Origin of the sequence: Candidatus Enterococcus murrayae (assembly GCF_017315985.1) — a bacterium.
Taxonomy (GTDB): domain Bacteria; phylum Bacillota; class Bacilli; order Lactobacillales; family Enterococcaceae; genus Enterococcus_A; species Enterococcus_A murrayae.
In genome coordinates, this window is the sequence record NZ_JAFLVR010000011.1 from 23,430 (window position 1) to 50,429 (window position 27,000).

Consider the following 27,000-nt stretch of genomic DNA (forward strand, 5'->3'; position numbering starts at 1 on the left):
AGGCGGGCTGTTTGACTTTATTGTTGAGGAAATCAACTAGTGAGTAAGAAACAACTGTCTAGTGGAATGAAATACCGATTGAAAATAGAAGCGATTTTCTTAAGAAAATCAATTCAGTAGTATAAAAAGGGAGCTTGAAATGAAAAAAAGAGGTTTTGAAGTTACGAAAGCTTATCAAGATAAGGCAATCAATTTGCCCCAACGAGCAACGAAAAATGCTGCGGGGTATGATTTTGAAGCAGCAGAGGACATCGTGATTCCAGCGGTTTGGAAACAGATTATCCAGCATTTTACCAAGGGATCGGAAGTATCTGAAAAAATCGTTAAGCCGGTATTGGTTTCTACTGGGATCAAAGCCTACATGGGGTCAGACGAGTATTTGCAATTAGCGAATCGATCCAGCAATCCGCTGAAGCGTTTCTTAACATTAAGCAACGGTGTAGGAGTGATCGACAGCGATTATTATAATAACCCTGACAACGAGGGACATATTATGTTTCAATTTTCGAATTTTGGTTTGACGGATGTGCAGATTAAAAAGGGCGAACGAATCGGACAAGGCATTTTCTTACCGTTTCTTAAAGCCGACAACGATGCAGCTGAAGCTGAAAGAACAGGCGGATTCGGCTCATCGGATAAAAAATAAACGAGTGAGGCGAACGTTTTGGCAAAAAAGACCAAGACACAATTTATCTGCCAAGAATGCGGTTATGTTTCGCCCAAGTATTTGGGGCGGTGTCCTAACTGCGGAAACTGGAACACGATGGTGGAGGAAGTGGAGCAGAATCATCCGGAAGATCGGCGCAACCGCGTCAGTCTAACCGGTGAGCGCGCGACTCCCACCAAGTTGAAGGATGTTGTCTTCAAAAAAGAGACCAGAATACAAACAGAATTAGCAGAGTTGAATCGGGTTCTAGGCGGCGGAGTCGTTCCAGGTTCATTGGTATTGATTGGTGGGGACCCTGGGATCGGGAAATCCACCTTATTATTACAAGTATCCCATCAATTAGCGGCGACTGGCGGCAATGTGCTGTATGTTTCCGGAGAAGAAAGTGCCCAGCAGATAAAATTGCGGGCAGAGCGTTTAGGCTCAAGCGATACGGACTTCTATTTGTATGCGGAAACAGATATGGGCGAGATCAGCCGGACGATCGAAAATCTGAAGCCAGATTACGTGATCATTGACTCGATTCAAACTATGACCCAGCCAGATATCACGAGTGTCGCAGGTTCGGTCAGTCAAGTTCGTGAAACAACCGCTGAGCTATTGAAGCTTGCTAAAACGAATGGAATCGCCATCTTCATTGTGGGCCACGTGACAAAAGAAGGAAACATCGCCGGACCGCGAATGTTGGAGCACATGGTGGACACCGTTTTATACTTTGAAGGGGAGAAACACCACAGCTTTCGTATTCTGCGGGCGGTAAAAAACCGTTTTGGCTCTACCAATGAGATCGGAATCTTTGAGATGCGGGAAAATGGGCTTGTCGAAGTGGCGAATCCTTCCCAAGTGTTCTTGGAAGAACGCCTAGAAGGCGCGACCGGCTCTGCTATTGTTGTTGCGATGGAGGGCAGTCGGCCGATTCTGGTCGAGGTGCAGGCCTTGGTGACTCCGACCGTTTTTGGGAATGCGAAACGAACGACGACCGGATTGGATTTTAATCGCGTATCTTTGATCATGGCGGTCTTAGAAAAACGCGCGGGCCTATTGCTGCAGAATCAGGATGCTTATCTGAAAGCAGCAGGCGGTGTAAAATTAAATGAACCTGCCATCGACTTGGCTGTGGCTGTAGCGATTGCTTCCAGCTATAAAGAAAACGGCACGGAAGCAACCGAATGTTTTATCGGTGAAATCGGTCTAACTGGTGAGATTCGGCGAGTCAGCAGTATTGAGCAGCGGGTCAAGGAAGCCAGCAAACTAGGCTTTAAAAGAATCTATCTGCCTAAGAACAATATGGCTGATTGGACGCCGCCAAAGGGAATCGAGCTGGTTCCAGTAGCGACATTAGGAGAAACACTAAGAAAAGTATTTCGGTAAATAAGGCTGTGTCGGGAGATTTTCCGGCACACCCTTTATTCAAAGCTTTTTAGCTTAAAATAAATAATAGAATTTAGGAGGGATGGCATGCAGAAACGTGTGTTGACAGTAATCGTTTTGATTGTTGGGATTAGTTTAGGAGTTACTTTCCTACCGACAGCATGGACAGCGATTGGTTATGCAGACAACATGTGGTTGAATAATTCACTTACGAACGGCCTTATCGGTGCAATTATTTTTTATATTATTTCTTTGGCAATCGTAGAACCAATCACAGTTGGTGTGAAAAAAATTGAAAAACAATTAAATGAACTTAGCTTGACTTATATCTTATTTGGAGTGGTGGGTGCAATCCTCGGATTGACTCTAGGATTGATTGGGACGACCCCTTTATATCAGATCCCGCTTCCATTTATTAACAGCGCTTTGCCAATCTTGATCATGCTGCTGTTAGGCTATTTAGGATTTCGAATGGGAACGACGCGGATCGATGAATTGAAGAAATTCTTCAGCGGCCGCAGCAAAAAAGCGGAATCGAACGACGGCGAAGTTTTACAGCGTAAAGCGGATGATCATTTTCATAAGTATAAAATCTTAGATACGAGCGTCATCATCGACGGGAGAATCTATGATATTGCAATGAGCGGCTTTTTAGAAGGAGTCTTGATGATTCCCAACTTTGTGTTATATGAATTGCAATATATTGCCGATTCTGGCGATAGCCTGAAACGTGTGCGGGGACGCCGCGGTTTGGATATCTTGAATTCATTGCAAAAAGAAGACGGCATTGCTGTTGAAATGTATGATGGCGATTTTGAAGATATCAGCGAAGTCGACAGTAAATTGATTAAACTGGCTAAGCTATTAGATGGTGTGATCGTAACCAATGACTATAACTTGAATAAAGTTTCAGAATTCCAAAATGTGGCAGTCTTAAATATCAATGCGCTAGCCAATGCGGTGAAACCAGTCGTGATTCCAGGCGAGAACATGAATGTTTTAGTGGTGAAGGCTGGAACAGAGCGCCAACAAGGGGTTGCTTATTTGGATGACGGGACGATGGTCGTGGTGGAAGATGGTCAGCATTACATGAATGAGCATATCGAAGTAGTCGTGACGAGTGCCCTGCAAACCGCCGCTGGGCGAATGATTTTTGCGAAGCCTGCGCATTCAAGCCGCAACATCAAAGATGATTCACCTGAGAAAAAGTTAGACTACACACATGAAAAGACTGCAAAATAACAGTGCAGCTTTACTAAACCGTGGATTGATTGTACAATTTGGGTTGAGTAGTAAATGGCTTTCATTTACTAAATAAGCGGGAAAGAGGAACTAATATATGTCAAAAATTCGTGTGCGCTACGCACCAAGTCCGACTGGACACCTACACATCGGAAATGCCCGAACAGCGTTGTTCAACTATCTATTTGCTCGCCACAATGATGGAGAGTTCATCATTCGGATCGAGGACACCGATTTAAAAAGAAACATTGAAGGCGGAGAGAAAAGCCAGCTGGAAAATTTAGCATGGTTAGGGATTGATTGGGATGAATCACCAGAAAATCCTGGAAAGTATGGTCCTTATCGTCAATCAGAACGTCGGGAAGTTTATCAGCCGCTGATCGATCAATTACTAATGAGCAATTTGGCGTATAAATGTTACTGTACTTCTGAAGAGTTGGAAGAAGAACGTGAAGCGCAGCGTGCGCGCGGAGAGATGCCTCACTATTCAGGCAAATGTGCCAATCTGACTCCAGAAGAACAGGCAGAAAAAGAAGCTCAAGGGTTAGAGCCAGTGATTCGTTTCCGAGTTCCTCGCAACACCAGCTTTGCTTTTGAGGATATGGTCAAGGGTGAAATCAGCTTTGAATCTGACAATGTGGGCGGTGATTTCATCATTCAAAAACGTGATGGCATGCCGACGTATAACTTTGCAGTGGCAGTTGATGATCATTTGATGAAGATTACCCACGTATTGCGTGGCGACGACCATATTGCCAATACACCAAAGCAATTAATGATCTATGATGCCTTTGGTTGGCCGCGTCCAACCTTTGGTCACATGACCTTGATCATCAACACAGAAACGGGTAAAAAACTAAGTAAGCGTGATGAAAGCATTCTACAATTCATCGAGCAATATCGTGAATTAGGCTATCTGCCAGAAGCGATGTTCAACTTTATTACTCTTCTGGGCTGGTCACCAGTTGGCGAAGACGAGATCTTTTCTCAAGAAGAGCTGATCAAGCTGTTTGATACGAAACGTTTGAGCAAATCACCTGCGTCCTTTGACCAAAAGAAATTAGAATGGGTTAACAACCATTACATCAAAGCGATGGATTTAGATAAATTAACAGATTTGTGCTTGCCATATTTGATTCAGGCTGGTAAAGTCGAAGAAAATCCAACACCTGAGCGTAAAGATTGGGTGAAACGGATAATCAGCTTATACCAACCGCAAATGAGTTACGCAGCAGAAATTACCGAAGTATCCAGCTTGTTCTTCCAAGAGCATCTTGAACTAGATGATGCAGCGAAGGAAGTTTTAGCAGGTGAAGGTGTATCAACAGTCTTGAACGCCTTCAAAGCACAACTAGAAGCGATGGAAACAGTAGATGCAGCAGGCGTCTTGGCAGCGATCAAAGCAGTTCAAAAAGAAACTGGGATCAAAGGGAAAAACCTTTGGATGCCGATCCGTGTAGCTGTCAGCGGTGTGGTTCACGGACCAGAATTACCGGAAACAGTTGAATTATTAGGCAAAGAAAAGGCCTTATCACATTTAGATCAAGTAATGTAAACACAAAGAAGAGAAGAAGTAGTAAGCGGCGATTTTTCAGAGAGACTGCGGGTGGTGAAAGCAGTCAGATCTATGCTTGCGAAATGCATCTCCGAGTGGTCTTGGCGATACGTAGCTAAGGACGGTTCACAGACGTTACCTGTTTCAAGGCAATAGACTTTATTGCAAACAAAAGTGGGACCACGTAAAGGCGTCTTTTGAGGAATTACCTCAAAAGACGCCTTTTTGTCAGTTTTTCTTCCTGCTTCAGCAGGTTAGAAAAATGATTGCCTTATTAAGAGCTAGCTGTATCGGAGAATGAAAATATCACTATAAATCTGCCCGCTTTCCAAGTTAGGGAGGAACGCTGACAGAAAAAAGAGTAAAAGGAGTTGAGGTAAATGGGTTGGTGGCAAGAAGCAATCGCAGCAGCGAAACGAAATGATCCGGCAGTCCGAACAGGCGCGGAAGTAGTTCTTACATATCCAGGTGTCCATGCATTATTTTTCCATAAATTCTCGCACTTTCTTTACCGGCATCGCTGGTTTTTACTGGCACGGATTCACTCGCAATTTTGGCGTTTTTTGACAGGGATTGAGATTCATCCGGGTGCCAAAATTGCTTCAGGTGTTTTTATCGATCATGGAATGGGTGTAGTGATCGGTGAGACAGCGGAAGTTGAGCGAGATGTTGTATTGTTCCATGGCGTAACGTTGGGCGGAACTGGAAAAGATACTGGGAAACGGCATCCGACTGTGCGTCAAGGGGCATTTGTATCGGCGAATGCCCAAATATTAGGACCGATTGAGATCGGTGAAAGAGCGAAAATCGGGGCTGGTGCTGTCGTATTAAAGAATGTACCAGCTGACGCGACCGCTGTAGGTATACCTGCAAAAATAGTCAAAATAAAAGGGGAGAAAATTCAACATGATTAAAATACACAATACATTGACACGAGAGAAAGAGATTTTTCAACCTATTGAAGAAAATAAAGTTCGAATGTATGTCTGCGGGCCTACAGTTTATAACTACATCCATATTGGAAATGCCCGCAGTTCGATTGCCTTTGATGTAATCCGCCGTTACTTTGAATATCGCGGGTATGAAGTGAATTATGTTTCGAATTTCACCGATGTGGATGATAAGATCATCAAGGCAGCCAACGAATTGTCAATCACGGCACCGGAAGTAGCAGACCGTTTTATCGCGGCCTTTAAAGAAGATACAGCGGCGTTAAATGTAAAGCCAGCGACTCTGCATCCGCGAGTGATCAATCATATTCCCGACATCTTAGCGTTTATCGAAGCTTTGATTGAAAAGGGCTATGCCTATGAAGCCAAAGGCGATGTCTATTACCGTACGCGTAAATTTGAACATTATGGGGAACTAAGTGATCAGTCGATTGACGAGCTGGAGGTTGGTGCAAGCCAGCGGACTGGAGCGGAGCAGGCAATCAAAGAGGACCCATTGGATTTTGCGTTGTGGAAAAGTGCGAAGCCAGATGAAATTTCTTGGGAATCTCCTTGGGGTGAAGGTCGGCCAGGCTGGCATATCGAGTGTTCAGTAATGGCGACTAAACATTTAGGGGACACGATCGATATCCACGGCGGCGGCCAGGATTTGGAATTTCCTCATCATGAGAATGAGATCGCTCAAAGTGAAGCGAAAACGGGTCAGCGATTTGCAAATTATTGGATGCATAATGGCTATGTAACGATTGGTGAAGACGATGCGAAAATGAGTAAATCGCTAGGCAACTTTGTGACCGTTCATGATTTAGTGAAAGAAATTGATCCGCAAATTTTACGCTTCTTTATGGCGACGACACAATACCGCCGTCCGATCCGCTACAGCGAGGCGACAATGAAGGACGCACAAGCAAATTTACAAAAATTACGTACAGCCTTTGAAAATGCGGCCTTCCGTCAAACGACGGCAGAAGCAGAATTAGCGGAGGATCAAGAAAGATTAAGTGAATTGCATGCCTTGAAAAATCGCTTTATCGAAGAAATGGACGATGACTTCAATGCGGCCAATGGAATCACCGTGGTTTATGAAGCAGCTAAATGGCTAAATAATTATAGTGAACAGGATAAGGTTTCAGCAGCAGTTCTGACAACAGCTTTAGAAGAATTCACAAAGATGCTGGCAGTTTTTGGCATTGAGTTCCAAACGGCGGGACTATTGGATGAGGAAATCGACCAATTGATTGAAGAACGTAATCAAGCGCGCAAAGACAAAAATTTTGCCCGCAGCGATGAAATTCGTGATCAATTAAAAGACCAGGGGATACTCTTAGAAGATACTCCTCAAGGCGTTCGTTGGAGAAGAGCATAATGACAGACTATAAACAATTAAACGCCTTAGCACTAGCCTATGTTGGCGATGCTATTTATGAAACCCATGTGCGGGATTATCTTGTTCGAGAAGGACAGACACGTCCGAATAAGCTGCATCATATGGCGACTCATTATGTTTCGGCTAAAGCCCAAGCAATGTTGATTCAAAAAATGATCGAAGATGGTATGCTGACAGAAGAAGAGCAGGGGATCTATCGGCGTGGAAGAAATGCCAAAAGCTATACCTCTGCGAAAAATACCGATATCATGACCTATCGTATGTCCACTGGTTTTGAGGCCTTGATGGGCTATCTGCATCTATTAGAGCGGCAGGAACGATTGGAAGAATTGATTAAGTGGTGTTTAGAGAAAGCAGGCGAAGTAAATGAAGGATAAAAAACAACGGCGGGGAACTGATCGCCGCAATCAGCGAAAAAATGATCGACCTAAAGATCACCGCAACGAACCGATCGATGCGGTTGAGTCCGAAGAAAATAATTTTGTCTTCGGTCATCATGCCAGTGTAGAAGCACTGCAGGCTGGCCGCGGAAACAAATTATTCTTACAAGAAGACGCACATGGCAATAAGATCGATCAATTGAAAGCTTTGGCAAAAGAACAAGCCGTTCCGGTGAAGTGGGTACCAAAGCAGAAGCTGGATACATTAAGTGACGGTGGGGTTCATCAAGGTGTTGTTATGGGAATAACCCCTTATGAATATTTGACCTTGGATGAATTACTGACAAAATCATCTTCTGAAGAAGCACCATTTTTACTGATTTTAGATAGTCTGGAGGATCCCCATAATTTCGGGTCTATTTTACGGACAGCAGATGCCAGCGGTGTGTCCGGCGTAATCATTCCAAAGCATCGTTCAGTAGGGATTACGCCTGTCGTGACGAAAGCGTCGACTGGCGCGGTGGAATATGTGCCAATCGCGCGAGTGACAAATCTGGCTCAAAGTATCAAACAATTGAAGGATGCCGGCTATTGGATCTTCGGCACGGATATGGAAGGTACTGATTATCGTCAGTGGAAAGTTTCTGGCCCGATTGCCTTAATCATTGGCAATGAAGGAAAGGGCATGAGTGCCGGCTTGAAAAAAGAAGTCGATGAAATGCTGACGATCCCGATGACCGGTCATGTACAAAGCCTAAATGCGGGTGTAGCAGCTGGCTTATTGATGTATGAAGTCTTCCGAAAGCGAAGTGACCAGTGATGAAAAAACAGTTGCTGATCGTTGACGGTTATAACATGATTGGTGCATGGCCGGAATTGACCACCTTAAAAAATCAAGAGCGTTTGGAAGAAGCGCGGGAAGCGTTGTTGTTTCGTCTGTCGAATTTTGCGAAGTACCAAGGATTGGAAACGATCGTCGTGTTTGATGCGCAGTTTGTCCCTGGAATCACTCAAAGCTATAAAAAATATCAGCTGACAGTTGTTTTTACAAAAGAGGATGAAACAGCTGACAGCTATATTGAACGGATCGCAGGAGAATTGAATGATCGTCTCACTCAAGTCACCGTAGCGACCAGTGATTTAGCGGAACAATGGACAATCTTTTCTCAGGGAGCCTTGCGAACCTCTGCTCGTGAATTGTATAAGACTGTTCAACAAACGGAAGCATTGATAACTGGAGATACCGAAGATACGCATTTTAAAAATTTTCGCCGCAATTCTCCATGGAATAATGAACAATTACAAAAGTTGTCACAGAAGTTAGACGAATTAAGCCGAAAAAAATAAATCTACTTTTAACACTCCTTTCATTTTTAGACAAAGTGTATGCTTTTACTTGTGAGAGGGGTGTTTTTTTGGAATGGAAGAAAAGAATGATTCAGAACAATTTGATAGTGTTGCCTTTGAAGAAATGTTTAGTCAATATGTGCCAATCGTATACAGTATGCAGTCTCGGTATCACATACGCGATTTTGATTTAGATGATTGGCTGCAGGAAGGACGGATCGCGTTGAATGATGCGATGCAAAGTTATCGCAAAGGTCGTGGAACGACATTCGGTTTGTACTACAAAATGATTTTTGAAAATCGTATCCGTTCCCTTTTGCGTCGCCAGCGGGCTAAAAAGCGTTTCGCCCAACAGCAGGCCGTTTCCATCGAAAAAGTCGGTTCTGAAGCCTTCAGTGAACAGTTTCAGTACCATGAGTTTGTAGAAGAGGATTTGTTTATTAGTGAGATGCTATTGACGGGGGAGGTTGTGCTGTCTCCCTTAGAGCTTCGAGCTTTGAATTATTATTTAAAAGGGGTAGAGCCCAAAATGATCGCGCTATATTTGGATGAAACAGAAAAGGCGGTCCATAATGCACTGAATCGGACTAAAAATAAAATCAAGAAAAAAATAGATGAACTGAACGAATGATTGAAAGGGCTTTCTAACTGATAGTCAGATAAGAAGTTGCAAATTTTTTTATCTTATGATAACATTGAAAAGTTTTATATTTGTGCTATAATATATGTTGAGGTGAACTGTATGCCAACAACTTTAGCGACTATCAAGAAAAACTTGGAAGATCGTATTGGTGCTCCGATTATGCTTGTAGCTCAGACGGGACGCAAGCGCCAGACACAACGTAAAGGAATCTTAACCGAGACTTATCCTTCCGTTTTTGTGGTTGATTTGGACCCAGAAGAAAATTCTTTCGAACGTGTTTCATACAGCTATTCCGATGTATTGACTCGTACAGTAGAGATCGAATTTTTAACAGAAGCAATTTAAAAACCATGGAGCATAACGCTCCATGGTTTTTATTTGTCTTCCACGTTTTCCTGTGCTGCTTTATTCTGTTCCACTAATAGATCGCGGATATCCGCTAAGTAGTCTTCGGCTGTTTGGACCTTGACTTCTGGTACAGCAGCTTCTTTTTTTGTAGCAGTATTTTTGGCTTTGTTGGCAGCTTTGACGATCAAAAATAGCACAAAACCAGTAATAATGAAGGTAATCAACGCGCTGACAACATCACCAAAGGCAAAGGTAACACCCTTGACTGGTGTCCAGTCTAAAACAGACATTGCTTCGTTTAAGTCTTTTCCTTTTGTAAATAATGAAACGATCAACCCTACTAATGGCGTGATCAATCCGTTAACGACATTGGTCACAATAGCGGTGAATGCAGTACCGATAACAACACCAACAGCAAGATCAATGACGTTTCCTCGCATCAAGAACTCTTTAAATTCTTTAAACATCGTGACACTCCTCTCTCTTCGTCCTTGTTTTCAGTATAGCGAAAGAAGAAAAAAATTTAAAATAAAACAGCCTGTCCGCTAGAGCTGATTCCAGTTCTTAGATCATGCCTGTGCTATAATTAGCCTTAGTGATAAGACAAAAATACTGTTGCAGATTTGCCTGTTTCTCAGAGAAGGCAAACGCGTGGAGAAAGTACACCTATCGTTTATCTTGCAGCAATATGTAAAAAATGAATACATTAAATAGGAATAAGGAGCTTTATAAATGATTGAACTGAAAAAAGGCGTGCGCCTGCACGTTATTCCGACGAAAAAGTATAAAACAATTCAATTTTATGGGCGTATGACGACCCGTCTGACAAAAGAGATCATGACCAAACGTGCTTTGTTGGCGAACTTATTAGAAACCAATTCGTTACGATATCCTGATCAGACGAAGCTGAGTGCTCAATTGGCTGAGCTCTATGGTGCCAGCTTTGGCTTAAATGTTGGGCGAAAAGGAAATTTACACTGGTTAGATATTGGCCTGGGCGTGGTTAATGGAAAATACGTCGATGACCCAAAACTTTTGCCTGCTGCAATGGATTTCTTGCGGGAAGTCCTGTTTTATCCCAATATTCAAGATGGGAAATTTGATGAACAGACGTTTCAATTAGAAAAGGAAAATCTGCAAAGCTATATCGAAACCCTGCACGAAGACAAGCAAACGATGGCATCGTTAAAGATCAAAGAAACCTATTTCACAGATGAAGCCCAAAAGGTGCCAAGCTTTGGTACGGTAGCCGATTTAGAAAATGAAACGAATGAAAATCTAGCGGCGTATTATTATGAGATGATTACCCAAGATCAAGTAGATCTGTTTGTAATCGGTGACGTGGAAGAAGCAGAAATGGAAGAGCTGTTCAAGCGCCTGCCGTTTGTTGATCGGGAAGAAAGTTTCCCTGCCATTTATTATTATCAAAACCAGGACAATGTGATTCGCGAACAGCAGATACAAGAGACGGTGACACAAGGAAAATTGAACTTGGCTTACGCGACAGATATTTACTATGAAGATATGGAGCGCTTCGCTCTGCTGGTTTTTAATGGCTTATTCGGCGGCTTTCCCCATTCGAAATTATTTATGAATGTTCGGGAAAAGGCGAGCTTGGCTTATTACGCCTCTAGCTCCTTTGATACCTTCCGCGGATACTTGCAGGTGCAGACTGGAATCAATAGCGATGACCGTGAGAAAGTATTGCATTTAATTGATGAACAATTGATCGAACTGCAGGCTGGTCAATTTACTGATTTGGCTTTTCAGCAAACCAAAGCGATGTTGAAGAATCATTACTTATTAGGGTTAGACAGCATGCAAAATACAATCGAGACAACTTACTTGGCGCAATGGTTGCCGCAAAGTAAACTAACAGACGAAGAATGGCTAAGACGCTTGGCGGCTGTGACACCAAAAGATGTTCAAAGGGTCGCTAAAAAAATACGTCTGCAAGCAATCTTCTTTTTAGATGGAGGGCAGCAGAATGGCTAAAGTAGCATATCAAAAAATCAACGAGACCTTATATAAAGAAGTTTTACCAAATGGTTTAACCGTCTATTTATTGCCAAAAGCTGGTTATCATAAGACATATGGGTTGTTCAGCACGAATTACGGTTCGATCGACAATGAATTTATCCCGCGTGGCGGAACAGACTACATTAAAGTCCCCGACGGAATTGCCCACTTTTTAGAACACAAAATGTTTGAAAAGGAAGACGGGGATGTATTCCAAAAATTTGGTGAGCAGGGTGCATCAGCGAATGCTTTCACCAGCTTTACTCGAACGAGTTATCTGTTCTCAACGACGGATCAATTGGAATTGAATTTAGCGACACTATTAGATTTTGTCCAAGAGCCATATTTCACTGAAGAATCCGTGCAAAAAGAGCAGGGGATCATTGGTCAGGAAATCCAAATGTATCAAGATGATCCAAACTGGCAGCAGTTCTTCGCTATTTTAAAGAATATGTACCCGAAACATCCGCTGCACATCGATATTGCTGGAACAATCGATTCTATTGCGGAGATTACAGCGGAAGATCTGTATACTTGCTACAATACTTTTTATCACCCTAGCAACATGACGCTATTCGTCGTAGGAAATCTGGAACCGGAAGCTTTGATGGCGTTCATTCGTAAGAATCAAGCGGAAAAAACGTTTGAAGCGCCAGAACCAATCCAACGACGTTTTCCGCAAGAAACACCCGACGAGATCATCAAGCTTAGTGAAGAAAAAATGCCAATCACGATACCAAAAGCGATCGTGGGTGTGAAAGGATTGGCGGAGCTGCCTGCTGATAATAAGAAACGCTTGATCTTCAAAATTTCAATGGATCTGCTGTTCCAAATGTTGGTAGGAACAACCTCACAAAATTATTTGCGATTGTACAATGAAGGGCTGTTGGATGACAGTTTCGGGTATGAATTTTCGTTGGATCGCAGTTTCTATTTTGCTGATTTTGGCGGAGACAGTGAAGAGCCGCAAAAACTGGCCGATCATTTGACGACGATTTTACTGAATTTTGCGACCGATCCGGAGGTTAATGAAAAGAATCTGGCTTTATTGAAGAAAAAAATGCTAGGGAAATATTTCCAATCATTAAATTCTTTAGAATATGTCGCAAATCAATTCACTCAATCTTTATATGGTGAATGGACATTGTTCGATATGCCAGAAATCATTCAGGAAATTGAACTGGCCGATGTTTTAGCTGCGGGAGAATTATTTATCCGTAAAGAGGCGTTCACCCGCTTTTATATGGAGAAGGAGGCATAAGATGCCTTATGCATTAGTGATGGGCGCAAGCGGCGATATCGGGCGAGCCGTTTGCGAAAAATTGGCGGGGCAAGGCTGGTCCCTCTATTGCCACTACAATCAGCAAAAAGAAAAAGTTTTAAATTTCGTTTCAGACTTACAGAAACGTTATCCTCAGCAAGATTTTTTTATGGTATCCTTAGACATGTTGAGGGAAGCGGAAATCCCTCATTTTTTGCAACAGTTATTCCAAGTTGATGGGATTGTTTTTGCTTCGGGCTTCACTTTTTACGAGTTGTTGCCAGAGACGAAGGCTGACCAAATGGAGGCTTTGTGGCGGGTTCATTTGAAAACACCGCTGCTTTTATTGCAGGGACTGCAAGAAAAATTGGCCGCCAATAAAAATGGTCGAGTCGTTTTCATCGGCTCTGTTTACGGACATCGCGGAAGCAGTATGGAAACGGTCTACAGTGCTGTCAAAGGAGCTCAGGAAGCCTTCGCGAAGGCTTATGCCAAAGAGGTTGCAACATTAGGTATTACTGTGAATGTTGTCGCACCCGGAGCTGTACAGACTAAAATGAATGACAATTGGGATTCACAAGAATTGTCTGATTTGAAAGCAGAAATCCCTTTAGGCCGCTTAGCAGATCCCAAAGAGGTCGCGGCAGCCTGCAACTATTTATTTTCTAAAGAAGCCGGTTATACAACGGGGATTGTTCTGCCTGTTGCTGGCGGTTGGATGGAATAAGGACAAGCGTTGCTTCATTACTATGAATTAGGATTTCAGTCCAAACTATGAATTAGGAGTAGAGAATCAAGTGGCTAGTATTAATATTGGAGAAACGTTACGCAAAGCCCGTATCGATAAAAAAATCAGTCTAGATGAACTGCAGCAGCGCACGAAAATCCAAAAACGTTATTTGCTGGCAATCGAAGAAAACGACTTTCAAGAATTGCCTAGTGATTACTATTTGCGGACGTTCATTCGACAATATGCTGATGAGGTGAAACTTGACGGCAATCATTTGATCGATGTTTTGGATGGCAAGGATCAGCCGTTGCCGAGTTATCCGGAATTGGAAACTGTCGACGAGCTAAGAAAAAATAAACATGCTGAAAATCCTACCCGCGCTCGTTTTAGGGCGACGATGCCGATGGTCGTTTTGGGACTCGTGGCATTAGCGATTATTGCTGTGGTAGGCTACATAACTTGGTTAGACCATCAAGAGACTGCAATTATTCCAGAAAATAGTTCTGTTCAAGTTGAACGTTCAGATGTTTCTTCATCCTCAGCGGAAAAGGTTTCATCAACGCAGCCGAAACCGACAACGGAATCATCGAAGAAACCGGAAAAACCTAAAATGGCGTTTGCGATGGAAAATAATACAACGAACGAGGCAACGATGAAAGTGGAGAATGCGGAAAAACCATTAAAAATCACTTTCACGGGAAAAGAACGCGTATGGGTCGGTGTACAGATAAACGGTGCTTTGACGTATCAATACACGCTGCAACCAGGAGAATCACAAACAACCGAATTGCCAGACGACGCAGCCCAAGCCGTGATTACTGTAGGGATGGCGAAATATGCTGAAATCAAAGTCAATGATCAGACACTTGATTTTCAGCCGGGAGACTCGTTGCTGAAAAAGAATGTGACGCTGAATATCGCCTATGCGTCTTAGGGACGTGTGTTAAATAGAATTAGGAGGAATCAACAATGAATTTACCAAATAAATTGACTGTCATTCGGATCTTTATGATTCCGGTGTTCATGATCGTTGTATTGGCGCCATGGGATTGGGGAACATTGCAAATCGGAAATACTAGTTTAGCGGTAACGCAGCTAGTCGGAGCAATTATTTTTGCAGTAGCCAGCTATACGGATCACTTAGATGGTAAAATTGCCCGAGCTCGCGGGTTAGTGACTAACTTTGGAAAATTTGCTGATCCATTAGCGGATAAGATGCTTGTAATGACAGCCTTTATCATATTAGTGGAGCAAGGAAAAGCACCTTCATGGGTGATCGCTATCATCGTTTGTCGTGAATTAGCAGTAACTGGTTTGCGTCTATTGATTGTGGAGCAAGGCGGCGGTGTTATGGCCGCAGCGATGCCGGGGAAAATCAAGACGGCCACACAGATGGTTGGGATCGTATTGCTTTACCTTAACAACGTACCGTTTAATTTTATCGGTATTCCAGTGGATCAAATCATGTTGTATGTCTGCCTATTCTTCACGATTTATTCAGGATATGACTACTTTGCTAAAAACACATCGATCTTTAAAGGCTCGATGTAATAGAAATTTTGGAGCGATACTCTTAGGTATCGTTCTTTTTTACGTCGTTTGCGTACATTAAAATGAAGTAGACTAAAAAAACCAAAAATAGAGTGATCATGCGTACACCGATAAATAAGTTTGCCAATCACTCCTTAAATTCAGTTTTTTCTGTTATAGTTGAGAAAAAATGGCGTATCTTTAGAAAGAAGAGGGACGAATGAAAGCAGAAATTATTGCCGTGGGCACAGAACTTTTATTAGGGCAGGTCGTGAATACCAATGCGACTTTCCTATCAGAAAAACTAGCGGATATGGGAATCGAAGTCTATTTCCATACCGTTGTTGGCGACAATCCGCAGCGTTTGGAAGAATTGCTTCAATTAGCGGATACACGCAGTGAATTGATTCTTTTATGCGGCGGGTTAGGACCAACTGACGATGATTTGACAAAAAATGTATTAGCTGACCATGTAGGTGTTCCACTCGTTCAAAATCAAGCAGGCTTAGAGGCATTAAATGGGTTCTTTGCACAACGGCAAAGCACTATGACACCGAATAACTTGCGGCAAATCGAAACATTGCAAGATGGGATCCCATTGCCGAACCGAACGGGTCTAGCAATCGGCTGCTTATACAAAGGTGAAAAAAATAATTACATTCTATTACCAGGACCTCCAAGTGAACTGAAACCGATGTTCTTGGAGCAGGCGCGTCCATTACTGGAGAAGGAATTTCCTACGACAGAAAAATTAACTTCACGAGTATTGCGCTTTTTCGGTATTGGTGAATCGAAATTAGTGACCGATCTGGCAGAAATGATCGAACAGCAGTCGAATCCGACGATCGCGCCTTACGCGAAGCCCAACGAAGTGACATTGCGCATCACTGCGAAAACGGAAGATGAACTCTCCGCGAATGCTTTATTAGATCAGACAGAAGCAGAAATTTTAGCCAAAGTTGGCGAATTCTTTTACGGCTATGGTGAAGAGAACAGCTTAGTTCAAGTTGTCGTAGATTTGTTAAAAGAAAGAGGCTTGAGTATTACAGCGGCAGAAAGTTTAACTGCGGGTGAATTTCAAGCAACTTTAGGCACGATTCCAGGAGTTTCAGCAGTTTTCCCAGGAGGTTTTGTAACCTACTCAAAAGAGACAAAGGCGGACTTCCTAGGAATTGATCCGGCTCTTTTAGAGCGCACCGGTGTTGTCAGCGAAGAATGTGCTAAGGAGATGGCAGAGGCTGCTCTGCGCCTTGCTGGTACCGATTATGCGTTGTCCTTTACTGGCGTGGCCGGCCCTGATGAATTAGAAGGAAAACCAAAAGGGACTGTTTATATTGGATTAGCACAAAAAAATGGCAAAACGATCGTCACAGAGAACCATTTTACTCGTGATCGTTTTTACGTTCGACATAGTTCAGTGATGAAGGGCTTGGATATGCTTCGAAGAGCAATTCTAAATAAAAATTAAAAAACCGAATGTTTGTTCGTTTTTTGCTTGCTTTTTTGATTTTAAACCGATAAACTAGGGATATTGAAAAAGCAATAATGATGTGGAAAGCATGTTTATTATACGAAATAGGAGGATCAGTTATTGGCTAATGATCGCAAGGCAGCTTTAGATGCTGCAATGAAGAAGATTGAAAAGAACTACGGAAAAGGTTCGATCATGAAATTAGGAGAAAAGGTCGACCAGCAGATTTCAACGATTCCAAGCGGCTCTTTAGCGCTAGACGTTGCATTGGGTGTGGGTGGTTACCCTCGCGGACGGATTATTGAAGTTTATGGTCCAGAAAGTTCTGGTAAAACAACGGTAGCATTGCATGCTATCGCGGAAGTTCAAAAACATGGCGGGACAGCGGCCTTTATCGACGCTGAACACGCATTGGACCCTCAATACGCACAACGTTTAGGCGTAAACATCGATGAGCTGCTGCTTTCTCAACCAGATACTGGTGAGCAAGGGCTGGAAATCGCGGACGCATTAGTGTCCAGTGGGGCAGTAGATATTATTGTGATTGACTCGGTAGCGGCGTTAGTCCCTCGAGCTGAGATCGATGGTGAAATGGGAGATGCCCATGTTGGTTTGCAAGCTCGTTTGATGTCGCAAGCATTGCGTAAATTATCCGGCTCGATCAACAAAACGAAGACGATCGCCGTCTTCATCAACCAAATTCGGGAAAAAGTCGGCGTAATGTTCGGTAACCCTGAAACGACCCCTGGTGGACGTGCATTGAAATTCTACGCAACGGTTCGTTTAGAAGTCCGTCGTGCTGAACAATTGAAAAACGGGACAGACATCATTGGTAACCGTACGAAGATCAAAGTTGTGAAAAACAAGGTGGCTCCTCCGTTTAAAATCGCTGAGGTAGATTTGATGTACGGTCGGGGAATCTCGCAAGAAGGCGAACTCTTAGACATGGCTGTAGAACAAGACATTATCGACAAGAGCGGCGCTTGGTATGGCTATAAAGAGGACCGAATCGGCCAAGGGCGTGAAAATGCCAAGAAATATCTGGCGGATCATCCAGAAATGATGGCAGAGGTCGCTACGCGGGTTCGGGCAGCTTACGGCATCGGAGAAGAAGGCGATGTGGCGGAAGCAGATGAAGCCGGACAAGAAGAACTACCATTAGATGAATAAAAAACAAATGGACACTAATGACAATGCGTAGTCGCGGGGTCATTAGTGTTTTTTTTCGTGACTTTTCAAAACAAATCAAAGCGCTTTATTAGAGCCGTTGGCAAAAGAGAAATAAAGTTGACACGCTATCAGACAAACATTAGAATAAAGTTGTGTGACTCTCACACATATGCAAGTAGGCATATTGATAATTTGACATTCGTTTATCAAAAAACTACAGATAGGTAAATAAGATAGTACGGAGGTGGATTTAATGTTAGTTCCTATTCTCCTCGCTATCATCGGTTTAATTGTCGGTCTTGGTTTGGGTTTCGTGGCAGCAAAAGCACGCCATGAAAAAGAAATTGATGGGGCACAAAACACAGCTAGAGGGATCATTACGCATGCAAATAAAGAAGCAGAGACCTTAAAGAAAGAAGCTTTGTTGGAAGCCAAGGAAGAAAACCAGCAGTATCGCGCACAAGTTGAAAGTGAGTTGAAAGAAAGCAGACAAGAATTAAAATCGCAAGAAAATCGCTTGCTTCAAAGAGAACAGACTTTAGATCGTAAAGACGACTCTCTCGAGAAGCGTGAGCACTCACTGGAAGAAAAAGAAACAAAAATCAGTGCTAGACAGCAATTAATTGACGAGCGAGAAAAAGATGTAGAACAACTGATTGAAGAACAACAAACAAAATTGGAACAAGTTGCTTCTTTAACGAAAGATGAAGCGAAAGAAGTAATTATGAAGACGACTGAAGAGGAATTGAACCATGAGTTAACTGTGATGGTCAAGGAATCTGAGCAACGTGCGAAAGAAGAAGCCGATCGCAAAGCCAAAAATCTTTTGGCGATGGCTATTCAACGTTGTGGTGCCGATGCTGTTTCTGAAACGACTGTTTCGGTAGTTACGCTGCCAAATGATGAGATGAAAGGTCGCATTATTGGACGTGAAGGCCGTAATATTCGGACATTGGAAACATTGACGGGGATCGATTTGATCATCGATGATACGCCAGAAGCAGTCGTTCTATCCGGCTTTGATCCAATCAGACGGGAAATTGCCCGTATGACGTTAGAGAAATTGATTCAAGATGGTCGGATTCATCCGGCACGGATCGAAGAAATGGTTGAAAAATCTCGCAAAGAAATGGATGAGCGTATTCGTGAATACGGGGAACAGGCAGCCTTTGAAGTGGGCGCCCACACCTTGCATCCAGATTTGATCAAGATTTTAGGACGGTTACATTTCCGGACCAGCTATGGTCAAAATGTACTGAACCACTCGATCGAAGTGGCCAAACTAACGGGCGTTTTAGCTGCAGAGTTAGGCGAAAATGTTCAATTGGCACAGCGCGCAGGCTTGCTTCATGACATTGGTAAAGCACTCGATCATGAAATCGAAGGCTCTCACGTTGAAATTGGTGCAGAGTTAGCTGCCAAATATCGTGAAAACCCTGTTGTGATCAATGCTATTGCCTCTCACCATGGGGATACAGAAGCAACTTCAGTAATCTCTGTTTTAGTAGCCGCTGCCGATGCAGTGTCAGCCGCTAGACCAGGGGCACGGAGCGAGTCCTTAGAAAACTATATCCGTCGTTTGGAAAACTTGGAAAATATTTCAAATAGTTTTGACGGAGTGGATTCAAGCTTTGCTGTCCAAGCAGGGCGTGAAGTACGTGTCATGGTCAAACCAGAAGAAATCTCTGATTTAGATTCCGTTCGTTTAGTTCGCGACATTCGCCGCAGAATCGAAGATGAATTGGATTATCCAGGACACATCAAAGTGGTCGTTATTCGTGAAACACGAGCAACCGATTATGCAAAATAGTAAAAAGCCTCAGTTTTGAGGCTTTTTATTTTTTCCCTTTTACTCATAATTTTACGGCAACCCTGTAAAAATGACTTCTTGACTTTATGCGAACTGAAAAACGTACTTTCCTGCAATTTGAATACCAGCAATTTTATTATATAGCTTCAATTATTCCATGAAATCATGAAGAATTGCGTCAAAATTATAACAAATATATTTTTAAGGGAATCATAATTTTAAAAGGATAGCTTCAAAACAAGAATTCATTTAAAATAGAGTACAAGAAAAGAAAGAATGGAGTAGAAGGATGACGACTATCAGTCGCTGGTTCAAACGCTATGCTACCTTACTCAAGATTATCTTCTTTGGGATCGTCTTATTTTTTGTCGCGAATCAGGTAAAAAATATCGCCCATGGAATGAGTTGGCAAACCGTTTGGCAAACGATCAAACAACAGGATCAGGTTTCATTATTAAGTATGTTTGGGATCGGCCTATGCGGCGTTCTGCCCATGCTTTTGTATGATCATGTGGCAATTACGACGCTGGAAACAGCGGGACGTTCACGAATGAATCGCAAAGAATGGCTGGTCTCGGCTTGGACCACCAATACAATCAATAACTTAGCCGGCTTTGGCGGGGTCGTCGGAGTGAGTCTGCGCTCAAGCTTTTATGGCAAAGGGATGGAGAAGAAAAAGGTTTTAGCCGTTATCTCTAAAATTGCTATTTTCATGCTGGCAGGACTGTCCATTATGGCCTTTATCACCTCTTTAGATCTGTTTTTCTTTCGAACGCAGAATCCGTTCGTTCGATACCGACTTTGGCTATTGATTGGCGGAGCTTTTGCACCGATTTTATTCGGCTTTGTCTATGCCCGCCGTCGGACGATTTTTAAAGAATTTCGAATGAAGCAAATTTTTGAACTATACTTAGCTTCATTAGGCCAATGGCTTGGGGCCTTAGCTGTTTTCTTAACAGTTGGTTATCTCATGGGTGTGCGGTTAAATATTGGAGAAGTATACCCAATGTTTGTGATCGCAACGGGCTTAGGGATGCTGACGATGGTACCAGGAGGTGCTGGGACCTTCGATGTCATGATGATTTTAGGGTTAGGACACCTCGGTCTGAATCAAAGTACTGCAGTTGTCTGGATATTATTTTATCGGATATTCTATTATCTAGTTCCGTTTGTCACAGGGATCGTGATCTTTTTGACCAATACCAGTGTCAAAATGAACCGTTACTTTGATAATTTACCGCGGCTGCTTTCACAAAAACTGGCTCATGTGATCATGGTCAGCGCAGTATATTTTGCGGGAATTATGATGATTTTGCTATCGACATTGACGAATTTGTCAAATATCAGTCGATTGTTTCAAGTATTGCTGCCATTCTCATTTGATTTCTTGGATCAGACGCTGAATTTGTTGATCGGATTCTTGCTGCTGGGCTTTGCCCGGGGAATCTCGCAGAAGGTAAAACGGGCATTCTGGCCGACAATTTTATTGCTGATCTTCGGGATTATCAATACAGTCGCTCGAACGGCATCCGTTCGTTTGATTGTGGTTTACTTGGTGATTTTACTGATCGTTTGGATGTCTCGCAAAGAATTCTATCGGGAACGTTTTATTTATTCTTGGGGTGGATTGGTTTTTGACGGTATTTTGTTCGGTCTGCTGTTCATCTTCTATGCAGTGGCCGGCTATCACAGTGGACAAATTTGGAGTACGGAACGTTTGTCGACGAAGTATTTTGCTTTTCCGTCAGAGGAGATTTGGTTTTCCGGCTTAATCGGATTGATTTTATCGATTTTGTGTTTAGCCATTCTCTATCAATATTTGACACAAAGCGAGACTAAAATTGGAGCGGCATGGGATGAAAAACGATTCAATTATCTGATTAATCGTTATGGCGGTACACCGGCCAGCCACTATTTACGAGTGTCAGGCTATCAATATTTCTATTATCAAGAAAATGGCAATGATCAAATTGTTTTTGGGTTTCAAACGAGAGCCAATAAGTGTTTTGTTTTAGGAGATCCCGTGGGAAATCCTGAAAAATGGCAGGCGGCAACTTTTGCTTTTATGGAGCATGCCGATAAGCTTGGGTATCAGTTAGCGTTTTATAAGATATCGGAAGAGTACGTACTCCTTTTACATGATTTAGGTTTCCATTTTGATAAGATCGGTGAAACGGGCGTGACAGACTTCACTCAGCATAAGCTGGATGTTTTTTCGGACCGCTTTGAGTTTAAACGACTGACTAATGAAGGATATCAGTTTATCTATTTTGAGAAGCTGCCGGAAGAGGTCTTTGACGAGCTGGAGGAAATTTCCGATGAATGGCTGAATGGAGAAAAAGAGAAGTGTTTCTCTGTGGGACGTTTTGATCGCGCTTATATCGAAACTAGTAATGTTGGAATCGCTCGTGATCCGCAGAATCGAATTGTTGGTTTTATTACAGAGCAGCCGGTTGATCAGGAAAAAGCCTCCTTTGATCTGTTACGTTTTCGAAATGATGTTCCTAACGAATTGCCGACCTTTTTGAAATTGCATTTAATGGATGAGCTGAAAAAGCAGGGCTATGGTGAAGTCTATCAAGGCATGGCACCGTTAGCGAAGGTTGGCGAAACCTCCTTTGCCTTTTTAGAGGAACGGATCATGAACTTGATTTATAAATATGGACATTCAATCTATGCCTTTCAGCAGGTAGCAGAAGAAAAAACGGTTTATGTCGATCATTGGCGTCCGAGATACTTTGCTTATATGAAGGACAGCAGCTTCGTGTTCTCTGCTTTGCAGCTATTATTGTTGATTGGTCGAGGAAAGAATAAAGGGGTAACCATTTCAGAAGAGATGATCGAAGTATAAAAGAATGAACAAATTGAACCGACCGCCAAAGGTTAGACAAACCATCTAACTTTTGGCGGTCGGTATTTTTTTCTATTCTGGTCTTAATCGATCGTGATCGATTTGCCATTTTTTTCTTCGTACTCTGTTTTAGGCAGTTTTAAAGTAAGTACGCCATTTTCAAATTTTGCGTTGATTTCTTCTTCAACAATATCCTTGACGACAAATTGACGGTGGTAAGCACTGCTGGAACGCTCTCTGCGGACAAAGCGGCCATCATTTTTGACTTCATTTTCAGCTGTGTGCTCGGCATCGATTGAAAGAATGTCATTGTTGTAATGAACGGAAATTTCTGATTTTTCAAATCCAGGAAGATCTGCTTTTACTTCATAATGATCATCTAAATCGCGAATATCTACACTCATTTTCCGATCATCCCAAAACGTGTTCATCAGCTTGCCAACTAAATCTTCTCCATCTAGCCAATCGTTTTTCGGTAGTAGATTCATATCGTTTCCTCCTAATTCGTAATGAATACTTTTCTGACAACACATAAATTCGCTGCGGCATCTCCTAATCTCATGGTAAAGCCTCGGGAGGAATTATTCAACTAATTTGGGGTGCCTATGCTAGAATGAATTATCTATACATTTAGGATGGGCTATGATAGAATCGTCTAGTGAAAAATTTGAACGGGTGAGAAAATGGAAATTATGGAGAAAGCCCCAGCAAAAATCAACTTGGGCCTCGACATTTTAGGCAAACGACCGGATGGCTTGCATGAGCTGGCGATGGTTATGGCGAGCATCGATCTAGCGGATCGTTTGTATTTGGAAGAGATTCCAGAAGATAAAATCATTATTGAGACCAACAAGGCTTTTTTACCCACGGATAAAAAGAACCATGTTTATGAGGCGCTGGATTTGGTCAAGGAGCGCTTTGATATAAAAAAAGGACTGCGGGTCAAAATCCATAAAGAGATTCCTGTGGCGGCAGGATTAGGCGGAGGCTCGACGGATTCTGCGGCAGCACTGCGAGCAGTGAATCGCTTATGGAACTTAGGTCTGTCGATTGAAGAAATAGCCAGCTTAGGTGCGGAAGTCGGCTCGGATGTTCCTTATTGCGTATATGGACAAACATCATTAGTTGAAGGTTTTGGAGAAAAGGTCACGCCGATCGCTCCGATGCCGCAATGCTGGGTCGTGGTAGTGAAACCGAGAATGAGTGTTTCAACACGGACGATTTTTGCTCAAATCGTGATGGAGGATTTATATCATCCTGATATTGCTGCACTTGTGTCGGCGATCGAAGAAAATGATTATCAGAGAATGACAGAAAATTTAGGCAACTCAATGGAAGTTGTGACGATTAGGAAGCATCCGGTTATCCAACAGCTGAAGGATCGTATGCTGAAGTATGGTGCTGATGCCGCAATGATGAGCGGCAGCGGTCCGACAGTTTATGCCTTGTGTCGGAAATATTCGCGAGCGAAGCATGTGTTTAATGCGTTGAAGGGTTTTTGCGATGAAGTCTATCTCGTTCGTACGTTAAAATAGATCTCAAGGGGTCTATTTTTTTTGCTTTTCGGAAAATTTTAACTATCAGACAATATAAAATAACATCGAAAAAGAAATGAATCGGATACAGGTCTCGCTTTTCATATGAATGACAGGTCATTTATTTTACGATTTAACAGGATTACTCGGGTGTAAATCGTAATTTTTACGTTTTGTGTTGACGGATAGAAAAACATCTGTTAAATTAAATCTTGTCTTAAAAAGAGAAGAGAAGGTGTTTTAATAGATGAAGATGCAAAAAGGACTGCTTTTAATAGGAACTGTGTTACTATCAGTTTTACTGACTGCTTGTGGCAGCGAAGAGAAAAAAGAAGTCTCATCTGATAAAAAAATTCAGGTGATGACAACCTTTTACCCGATGTATGAGTTCACCAAGCAAGTGGTTGGGGACAAAGGCGATGTGGAATTGCTGATCCCTGCAGGTACGGAGCCGCATGATTTTGAGCCGTCAGCTAAAGACTTAGCTAAAATTTCAGATTCGGATGTGTTTGTTTATAATAGTCCAGAGCTGGAAACATGGACGGATAATTTGACGGACACCATTGATACGAAAAAAACAGCCATCATTCAAGCTTCTAAAAGCATTACTTTGATGGATAGCGCTGATCATGACCATGAGGAAGCTCATGATGACCATGATGCAAAAGAACACGAAGAGCACGGGCATGACCACGATTTAGATCCTCATGTGTGGCTGGATCCTGTTTTAGCAATCAAGGAAGTTGAAGCGATTCGGGATCAGTTAAGTAAGAAGTATCCAGCGGATAAAGCGTCATTTGAAAAAAATGCGGCAAGTTATATTGATGAGCTGAAAACATTGGACAAAGACTATCAAACGGCATTTATGGATGCGAAGAACAAAACATTTGTGACACAGCATGCGGCTTTTGGCTATTTAGCTAAGCAATATGGGTTAACACAAGAAGCGATCGCAGGAATTTCGCCAGATCAGGAGCCCTCTCCTAGTCGTTTGAGCGAGTTGAAGCATTATGTGGACGATCATCAGGTCAAAGTGATTTATTTTGAAGAGAATGCCTCATCTAAAGTTGCCGAAACATTGTCTAAAGAGACGGGCGTAAAGCTGGAAGTGTTGAACCCGTTAGAAAGCTTGACGGAAAAACAAATCAAAAACGGTGAAGATTATGTTTCTGTGATGCGAGAAAATTTAGAGGCTTTGAAGGAAAGTATTCATTAGTAGGAGAATTATTTTAAAAGGAGAGACGAAAATGTCGTATATCGAGGTGGAAGACCTCTCATTCTATTATGACAACGAACCAGTTTTGGAAAATGTGTCCTATCACGTTGATCCGGGGGAGTTTGTCATTTTGACTGGAGAAAATGGTGCCGCAAAATCGACATTGATCAAAGCGACATTAGGTTTATTAAAGCCCAGTAGCGGGAAAGTCACGATTGCAAAGAAGAATGCCCAAGGGAAAAAATTGAGTATCGGTTATATCCCGCAGCAAGTGGCCTCTTTTAATGCTGGTTTTCCCAGCACTGTTCTGGAGTTAGTAGAGTCTGGGCGTTATCCGCAGGGCAAATGGTTTAAAAAACTATCTTCACGAGACTACGAGCATGTACAGAAGGCTTTGGAATCGGTGGACATGTGGAACATGCGCCATAAAAAAGTCGGCGAGTTATCTGGCGGACAAAAGCAACGAATCAGTCTGGCTCGTTTATTTGCAAAAGATCCAGATTTGTTGATTTTAGATGAACCAACCACCGGGATGGATGAAAAATCTCGGAATGATTTTTATGAGTTGCTGCGTCATAGTGCACACGCACACGACAAAAGTATTTTGATGATCACTCATGATCATGAGGATACCAAAAAATATATTGATCGACATATCCGATTGGTGCGAAAGGAGAATTCCAAATGGCGTTGCTTTCATATGAGTTCATGAGACGTGCCTTCCTAGCGGCTATTTTTATTGCTGGAATTGCGCCGATGCTGGGGGTGTTTTTGGTCATTCGTCGTCAATCACTGATGGCGGATACGCTGTCCCACGTTTCATTAGCCGGAGTAGCGCTGGGCTTCTTCTTAAATTTGAATCCAACTGGCACCACATTGCTGGTCGTTGTAGCTGCGGCAGTTATCATGGAATATTTACAGAATATGTACAGCTCTTATTCGGAAATATCTATTGCGATTTTGATGGCAGCGGGCTTGGCAGTAGCATTGGTTTTAATGAGTTTAGCACCGGGAAGCTCGGCAGTCAGCATCCAATCTTATCTTTTTGGATCGATCGTAACGATCACATGGGAGCAGGTCATTTTTCTAGGAATATTGTTTGTTTTAGTCGGCGTTCTGTTTTTACTATTTAAACGTCCGATGTATGTTTTGACCTTTGATGAAGATATTGCGGCTGTAGACGGTTTGCCGATCCGCACGATGTCGATGATTTTCAATGTTGTGACGGGGGTGGCGATCGCTATTATGATTCCGATCGCGGGAGCTTTGCTTATCTCGGCGATTATGGTACTGCCAGCTGCGATTGGGATGCGCGTGGGAAAAAGCTTCAACATCGTGATCCTAGTCAGCGTCCTTGTTGGGTTCGTTGGAATGATTGGCGGACTGACTGGTTCGTATTATTTAGATACACCGCCAGGGGCAACGATCACGCTGGGCTTCATTTTATTGTTCCTAATCCTTAATGGCATTCGGCAATTACGGATCATGATTCAGCGAAAACAGCAGCAGAAATAGAG

The 27,000-nt window shown here is 42.7% G+C and carries 26 protein-coding genes and 1 other annotated feature; of the genes, 24 read left to right on the forward strand and 2 right to left on the reverse strand.

Annotated features, from left to right (window positions below; all coding sequences use genetic code 11):
• Positions 1 to 139: 139 nt before the first annotated feature.
• The 11 genes from JZO85_RS04970 to JZO85_RS05020 all read left to right on the forward strand — a co-directional run bounded on the left by JZO85_RS04970 (position 140) and on the right by JZO85_RS05020 (position 9,887).
• Positions 140 to 646 carry a dCTP deaminase/dUTPase family protein gene (locus JZO85_RS04970; protein ID WP_207107422.1) on the forward strand — a complete coding sequence of 169 codons (507 nt, stop codon included), beginning with the start codon at positions 140 to 142 and terminating at the stop codon, positions 644 to 646.
• Between the two features lie 18 nt (positions 647 to 664).
• On the forward strand, positions 665 to 2,038 hold the full coding sequence (radA, locus tag JZO85_RS04975) for a DNA repair protein RadA (RefSeq protein WP_207107423.1): 1,374 nt from the start codon (positions 665 to 667) through the stop codon (positions 2,036 to 2,038).
• 87 nt (positions 2,039 to 2,125) lie between these two features.
• On the forward strand, positions 2,126 to 3,280 hold the full coding sequence (locus JZO85_RS04980; RefSeq protein WP_207107424.1) for a PIN/TRAM domain-containing protein: 1,155 nt from the start codon (positions 2,126 to 2,128) through the stop codon (positions 3,278 to 3,280).
• Between the two features lie 97 nt (positions 3,281 to 3,377).
• Complete coding sequence (gene gltX / locus JZO85_RS04985) at positions 3,378 to 4,835, forward strand: glutamate--tRNA ligase (protein WP_207107425.1); 1,458 nt, start codon at positions 3,378 to 3,380, stop codon at positions 4,833 to 4,835.
• Positions 4,832 to 5,036: a binding site (T-box leader), on the forward strand. It overlaps the preceding gene by 4 nt.
• Before the next feature lie 179 nt (positions 5,037 to 5,215).
• Positions 5,216 to 5,749, forward strand: a complete 534-nt coding sequence (gene epsC / locus JZO85_RS04990; RefSeq protein ID WP_207107426.1) for a serine O-acetyltransferase EpsC — start codon at positions 5,216 to 5,218, stop codon at positions 5,747 to 5,749.
• Positions 5,742 to 7,151 (forward strand): cysteine--tRNA ligase, encoded by a 1,410-nt coding sequence (gene cysS / locus JZO85_RS04995; RefSeq protein WP_207107427.1) that lies wholly within the window; start codon positions 5,742 to 5,744, stop codon positions 7,149 to 7,151. The genes epsC and cysS overlap by 8 nt, the downstream gene beginning before the upstream one ends.
• Positions 7,151 to 7,549 carry a Mini-ribonuclease 3 gene (locus JZO85_RS05000; RefSeq protein ID WP_207107428.1) on the forward strand — a complete coding sequence of 133 codons (399 nt, stop codon included), beginning with the start codon at positions 7,151 to 7,153 and terminating at the stop codon, positions 7,547 to 7,549. Before cysS ends, JZO85_RS05000 begins: the two co-directional genes overlap by 1 nt.
• Complete coding sequence (gene rlmB / locus JZO85_RS05005) at positions 7,539 to 8,372, forward strand: 23S rRNA (guanosine(2251)-2'-O)-methyltransferase RlmB (protein ID WP_207107429.1); 834 nt, start codon at positions 7,539 to 7,541, stop codon at positions 8,370 to 8,372. Before JZO85_RS05000 ends, rlmB begins: the two co-directional genes overlap by 11 nt.
• On the forward strand, positions 8,372 to 8,899 hold the full coding sequence (locus JZO85_RS05010) for an NYN domain-containing protein (RefSeq protein WP_207107430.1): 528 nt from the start codon (positions 8,372 to 8,374) through the stop codon (positions 8,897 to 8,899). The genes rlmB and JZO85_RS05010 overlap by 1 nt, the downstream gene beginning before the upstream one ends.
• A 73-nt stretch (positions 8,900 to 8,972) precedes the next feature.
• Positions 8,973 to 9,530, forward strand: a complete 558-nt coding sequence (locus JZO85_RS05015) for a sigma-70 family RNA polymerase sigma factor (protein WP_207107431.1) — start codon at positions 8,973 to 8,975, stop codon at positions 9,528 to 9,530.
• A gap of 111 nt (positions 9,531 to 9,641) precedes the next feature.
• Positions 9,642 to 9,887 (forward strand): Veg family protein, encoded by a 246-nt coding sequence (locus tag JZO85_RS05020; RefSeq protein WP_010742697.1) that lies wholly within the window; start codon positions 9,642 to 9,644, stop codon positions 9,885 to 9,887.
• Positions 9,888 to 9,916: 29 nt separating this feature from the next.
• On the opposite strand, the gene mscL is transcribed toward JZO85_RS05020, so the two are convergent.
• Positions 9,917 to 10,357 (reverse strand): large conductance mechanosensitive channel protein MscL, encoded by a 441-nt coding sequence (gene mscL / locus JZO85_RS05025; RefSeq protein WP_207107432.1) that lies wholly within the window; start codon positions 10,355 to 10,357, stop codon positions 9,917 to 9,919.
• A 265-nt stretch (positions 10,358 to 10,622) separates the two neighbouring features.
• On the opposite strand from mscL, the gene yfmF reads away from it, so the two are divergent.
• The 9 genes from yfmF to mprF all read left to right on the forward strand — a co-directional run bounded on the left by yfmF (position 10,623) and on the right by mprF (position 22,732).
• Complete coding sequence (gene yfmF / locus JZO85_RS05030; RefSeq protein WP_207107433.1) at positions 10,623 to 11,885, forward strand: EF-P 5-aminopentanol modification-associated protein YfmF; 1,263 nt, start codon at positions 10,623 to 10,625, stop codon at positions 11,883 to 11,885.
• Positions 11,878 to 13,170: an EF-P 5-aminopentanol modification-associated protein YfmH gene (yfmH, locus tag JZO85_RS05035; protein WP_207107434.1), complete on the forward strand. Its 1,293-nt coding sequence runs from the start codon at positions 11,878 to 11,880 to the stop codon at positions 13,168 to 13,170. Before yfmF ends, yfmH begins: the two co-directional genes overlap by 8 nt.
• Before the next feature lies 1 nt (position 13,171).
• Positions 13,172 to 13,897: an elongation factor P 5-aminopentanone reductase gene (gene ymfI, locus JZO85_RS05040; RefSeq protein WP_207107435.1), complete on the forward strand. Its 726-nt coding sequence runs from the start codon at positions 13,172 to 13,174 to the stop codon at positions 13,895 to 13,897.
• 70 nt (positions 13,898 to 13,967) lie between these two features.
• Positions 13,968 to 14,834 (forward strand): RodZ domain-containing protein, encoded by an 867-nt coding sequence (locus JZO85_RS23415; RefSeq protein ID WP_207107436.1) that lies wholly within the window; start codon positions 13,968 to 13,970, stop codon positions 14,832 to 14,834.
• A 35-nt stretch (positions 14,835 to 14,869) separates the two neighbouring features.
• The gene (gene pgsA, locus JZO85_RS05050; RefSeq protein WP_207107437.1) at positions 14,870 to 15,451 is read left to right on the forward strand and encodes a CDP-diacylglycerol--glycerol-3-phosphate 3-phosphatidyltransferase; all 582 of its coding nucleotides are present in this window, start codon (positions 14,870 to 14,872) and stop codon (positions 15,449 to 15,451) included.
• Between the two features lie 199 nt (positions 15,452 to 15,650).
• Positions 15,651 to 16,898 (forward strand): competence/damage-inducible protein A, encoded by a 1,248-nt coding sequence (locus JZO85_RS05055; protein WP_207107438.1) that lies wholly within the window; start codon positions 15,651 to 15,653, stop codon positions 16,896 to 16,898.
• Positions 16,899 to 17,021: 123 nt separating this feature from the next.
• Positions 17,022 to 18,071, forward strand: a complete 1,050-nt coding sequence (recA, locus tag JZO85_RS05060) for a recombinase RecA (protein WP_207107439.1) — start codon at positions 17,022 to 17,024, stop codon at positions 18,069 to 18,071.
• A gap of 253 nt (positions 18,072 to 18,324) precedes the next feature.
• Entirely contained in the window at positions 18,325 to 19,881 is a 1,557-nt protein-coding gene (rny, locus tag JZO85_RS05065) for a ribonuclease Y (RefSeq protein WP_207107440.1), read from the forward strand.
• Positions 19,882 to 20,170: 289 nt separating this feature from the next.
• Positions 20,171 to 22,732 carry a bifunctional lysylphosphatidylglycerol flippase/synthetase MprF gene (gene mprF / locus JZO85_RS05070; RefSeq protein WP_207107441.1) on the forward strand — a complete coding sequence of 854 codons (2,562 nt, stop codon included), beginning with the start codon at positions 20,171 to 20,173 and terminating at the stop codon, positions 22,730 to 22,732.
• A gap of 83 nt (positions 22,733 to 22,815) precedes the next feature.
• Here the strand turns inward: mprF and JZO85_RS05075 are convergent, their stop codons facing one another.
• Entirely contained in the window at positions 22,816 to 23,220 is a 405-nt protein-coding gene (locus JZO85_RS05075; protein WP_207107442.1) for an Hsp20/alpha crystallin family protein, read from the reverse strand.
• A 195-nt stretch (positions 23,221 to 23,415) separates the two neighbouring features.
• On the opposite strand from JZO85_RS05075, the gene ispE reads away from it, so the two are divergent.
• The 4 genes from ispE to JZO85_RS05095 all read left to right on the forward strand — a co-directional run bounded on the left by ispE (position 23,416) and on the right by JZO85_RS05095 (position 26,998).
• A complete protein-coding gene (gene ispE / locus JZO85_RS05080) occupies positions 23,416 to 24,267 on the forward strand; it encodes a 4-(cytidine 5'-diphospho)-2-C-methyl-D-erythritol kinase (RefSeq protein WP_242550217.1) in 852 nt (283 codons plus the stop codon).
• Between the two features lie 247 nt (positions 24,268 to 24,514).
• A complete protein-coding gene (locus tag JZO85_RS05085) occupies positions 24,515 to 25,483 on the forward strand; it encodes a metal ABC transporter substrate-binding protein (protein WP_207107443.1) in 969 nt (322 codons plus the stop codon).
• 31 nt (positions 25,484 to 25,514) lie between these two features.
• Positions 25,515 to 26,195, forward strand: coding sequence for a metal ABC transporter ATP-binding protein (locus tag JZO85_RS05090; protein ID WP_207107444.1), 681 nt, complete (start codon positions 25,515 to 25,517; stop codon positions 26,193 to 26,195).
• On the forward strand, positions 26,168 to 26,998 hold the full coding sequence (locus tag JZO85_RS05095) for a metal ABC transporter permease (protein WP_207107445.1): 831 nt from the start codon (positions 26,168 to 26,170) through the stop codon (positions 26,996 to 26,998). The genes JZO85_RS05090 and JZO85_RS05095 overlap by 28 nt, the downstream gene beginning before the upstream one ends.
• Positions 26,999 to 27,000 lie beyond the last annotated feature (2 nt).